We start from the raw sequence: 3,414 nt of genomic DNA, 5'->3' as shown, positions 1-3,414 counted from the left end.
CAGGCTCTCTTGACTATGTTGTATCGCTCGACGGACCGCCTCTGTCGTGCGGGCGCTCCCGTGTAGAACCTGTCCCATAGTGCATCCCTCCAGGCTTGCGCCGATGATGCACCATCAAATGCCGGGATCAAACAACTAGGGGGGGCGTCAGAGACCAGATAATTTGCCATCGGAAATGTGAATGCGAAGCCGTGCTGCCATGTGGACCACGTCGGCTGATGTTCGCGCCAGGTTACCGGCAAGTTCCCCCAGCGTGGCACCCAATAGCGCTCGACCACGTAGATCTGTGATGTCGCTCTGCGTCCAGCGTCGCTGATCGTTCATCTCGGACTTCCAATCGAAAGCGGGCGCCCCGCCACGACCTTTCCTGCACGGCCCCGATTAAGATTTTCGCCCCGATCGTCGAGGCCGCGAGCGTCACGCTCCATCGCGGCGTGCAGATCGGCGGGCCGTAAGACACGGGTACTACAGCTCCCAGGGGACTCAACCATCAGGTCAATGCTGGTCGCGACGTACACGGGATCGAACGATCCCTGATGCACCTCCTCACGCGTGTGGATGGCATAGCGTCCAGCCGGAAGAACTCGGGGATCGCTTCCGATCCTTGCGTTACCGCGAAAGTGCACGATCGAGGACCGTGTACGGGTCAGGCCAGAATGGGTCAGCATCTAGAGCGCCCAGGTTCGCAGTGGTGTACGCCGCACGGTACCCGTCAGCAGCTTTCGGCCGAAAGCGGCCCGCATTGTCTCGGCAGCGATGATGTTCATCAGGACGACGCGTGTCCCGCCGGATGCCAGCGTCTCGATAGCGCTGACCGCAGCACCGTGTCGGGCGCAAAACTTGATCACTTCCGCTTGGGTGGCGTTGACATTGATGGCGCGAGACATGGCGACTCCTCATTCAAGCGGGAGCGCAAGCAAGTCTCTCAGCCAGGTCGTTGCTCAGAAGGGCAACCCGGTACGCAAAATATGGTGCTGAACCGCCGGTACGACAAGTGGCACAGAAGGCTTATGTGTCGCTATCTTGTGCAGCAGGCGAGGAAACACCACTTATGCTGCAATGCACAATAGGGCGCGTGCGGCAGCATAGCCTATCCATTGCTTTCCTCTGCCAAAAATGAGGCGCCGCCATGCGCTCGATTTCCGATACGATCTCCCATCTCCGCACCATGGCGGCCGCCGAGCCCCACCCAGACCAGCGGACGGCGCCCTTGGTCGCCATGGATGATTTCGGGCGCAATCCCGGCGGCCTGCGGGGGTATCTGCATGTTCCGCACGATCTGCCCGCCCATGCTCCGCTCGTCGTCGTGCTGCACGGCTGCACGCAGACCGCCGCCACCTACGATCATGGATCGGGATGGTCGACGCTGGCGGACCGGTTTGGCTTCGCGCTCTTGTTTCCCGAGCAGCAGCGCGCCAACAACCCCAATCTCTGCTTCAACTGGTTCTCGGTCGAAGACACGCGCCGCGGTAGCGGCGAGGTCGAGTCGATCCGCGAGATGGTCGCAACCGCGGTCGAGCGCCACGGCCTCGATCCGGCACGGGTCTTCGTCACCGGCCTGTCGGCGGGCGGCGCGATGACCTCCGCATTGCTAGCCTGCCATCCCGAACTTTTTGCGGGAGGCGCGATCATTGCCGGTCTACCGTTCGACACCGCCCATAGCGTGCCCGAGGCGATGGAGCGGATGCGTGGCCGCGGCCATGACCGCACTAGCTTGAGCGACCGGGTACGAGCGGCGTCTCCACACAGCGGTGCTTGGCCGATGGTGTCGGTCTGGCACGGTACAGCGGACTTGACGGTCGCGCCCGTCAACGCCGCGCTGATCGTCGACCAGTGGCGCGAGGTGCACCGCGTCGGCGAGCCGGACATCGCCGAGTGGGTCGGTGGTCATACCCGCCGCGCTTGGCACGACGCGACCGGACGCGCGGTGATCGAGGAGTATAGGGTCACAGCCATGGGGCATGGCACGCCGCTCGCGACAAATGGCGATGAAGCCTGCGGTGTGCCGGGTCCGCATATGCTCACCGCAAATATTTCCTCCACTTATCGGATCGCGGCCGCCTGGGGCATCGTGCCCGCCGTGGCGCCATCCCGGCCGGTAGCTACCGCGGCAATCGCACCGCAGCGGCCGGCAACGGTGCGGCCATCACGGTTCGACCCAACGGCGACGATCAACGATGCACTTCGGGCGGCGGGGCTGATCAAGCCATGAGGCTGCGCATCCGGCATCGCACCGTCTATCGCTATACCCGACCGGTCCGCTTTTCGGATCACCGCCTGCTGGTCACGCCACGCGCGACCCGCGACGTGGCGATAATCTGGTCGAGCGTGCAGATCGATCCCGCCGCCGCGCTGGTCTGGAGCGAAGACGCTGCGGGCAATACTGTGGCGCTGGCCCTGATCGCCGAGGCCGCCGCGACCCTGACCATCGAAGCCGAGCATGAGGTGCTGCACTGCGCGGAGCCCTACCCGGTGTTCCGGCTGGACCCGGCTGCCCACCGGTACCCCTTTGCCTATGCGTCCGATGACCGGGCACTGTTCGGGCCGGGGCTGCTCGGCGGGGACGCGGATCAAGACGAAGATCAAGCGCGGTGGCTGGCCGAGTTTCGGGCGGCCGCGCCGGACGATACGTTGAGGTTGCTCAACGCCCTTAACGAAGCCGTCGGGGCCGCCATCGCCTATCGCACGCGCGACGAAGAAGGCACGCAATCGCCCTCGCGCACCCTGGCGCTGCGCAGCGGATCGTGCCGTGACTTGGCGGCGCTGTTTCTCTGGGCGGTGCGGCGGCTGGGCTTTCCAGCGCGAGCGGTGTCGGGCTATCTGTTCGATCCAGGGATGGCGGCAGGCGATGTCGGCGCGACCCATGCCTGGTGTGAGGTCTTCCTGCCGGGTGCAGGGTGGATCGCCTTCGACCCGACCCAGCGACGGATCGGCGGAGCCGGGCTCGTAGCTACGGCGGTCGGCGTGACCAGCGCGGCAGTGCTGCCCGTGATCGGCGGGTTCGTCGGCGATGCGGCCGCTTTTGCTGGTATGGATGCAAGTGTCGTCGTCGAAGCGCTCGACGCCAACGCTTCCGTGTAACGGTCTTTGTAGGTCGTTTCTGAAGTGCTAGTCATTCAACGAATTTCGTCGCTCAACTCTAGATAAAATAGATCACGCGACCATAATTGCGCGCAGCGCTTGGCATTCAGCGCTTTAAATTCTGGTGTATCGCGGTTTTATCAAAAGCTTACGATATCAATTTACGTCTGCTATCGTGTGGCACGACTTTTGACTGATCAGGCGGCCTCACGTTCATTGAGAGGCCGCTCGGCCAGCAACCGTTCAACACGCTTCAGGCCCGCATCGCTTGCGATTCCTACGTCAATTGGTCGAGCGGATAGTTCAGCGTGGTGGCTGTTGAGAAAGGCCTTT

General features: G+C 63.4%; 3 protein-coding genes. 2 read left to right on the top strand and 1 reads right to left on the bottom strand.

Features of this window, described 5'->3' with window-relative positions; translation table 11 throughout:
- Window positions 1-668 precede the first annotated feature (668 nt).
- Window positions 669-887 carry a hypothetical protein gene (locus tag SSA01S_RS18645; RefSeq protein WP_058734454.1) on the bottom strand — a complete coding sequence of 73 codons (219 nt, stop codon included), beginning with the start codon at window positions 885-887 and terminating at the stop codon, window positions 669-671.
- Between the two features lie 242 nt (window positions 888-1,129).
- Here SSA01S_RS18645 and SSA01S_RS18640 point away from each other — a divergent pair, with 242 nt between their 5' ends.
- Both SSA01S_RS18640 and SSA01S_RS18635 read left to right on the top strand, forming a co-directional pair.
- Window positions 1,130-2,212, top strand: coding sequence for an extracellular catalytic domain type 1 short-chain-length polyhydroxyalkanoate depolymerase (locus tag SSA01S_RS18640; protein ID WP_061781589.1), 1,083 nt, complete (start codon window positions 1,130-1,132; stop codon window positions 2,210-2,212).
- Window positions 2,209-3,081: a transglutaminase family protein gene (locus SSA01S_RS18635; RefSeq protein ID WP_061781588.1), complete on the top strand. Its 873-nt coding sequence runs from the start codon at window positions 2,209-2,211 to the stop codon at window positions 3,079-3,081. Before SSA01S_RS18640 ends, SSA01S_RS18635 begins: the two co-directional genes overlap by 4 nt.
- The last annotated feature ends 333 nt before the right edge of the window (window positions 3,082-3,414 follow it).

The organism is Sphingomonas sanguinis NBRC 13937, assembly GCF_001591005.1.
Lineage (GTDB): Bacteria > Pseudomonadota > Alphaproteobacteria > Sphingomonadales > Sphingomonadaceae > Sphingomonas > Sphingomonas sanguinis.
This window is presented reverse-complemented; position numbering and strand designations above follow the sequence as displayed.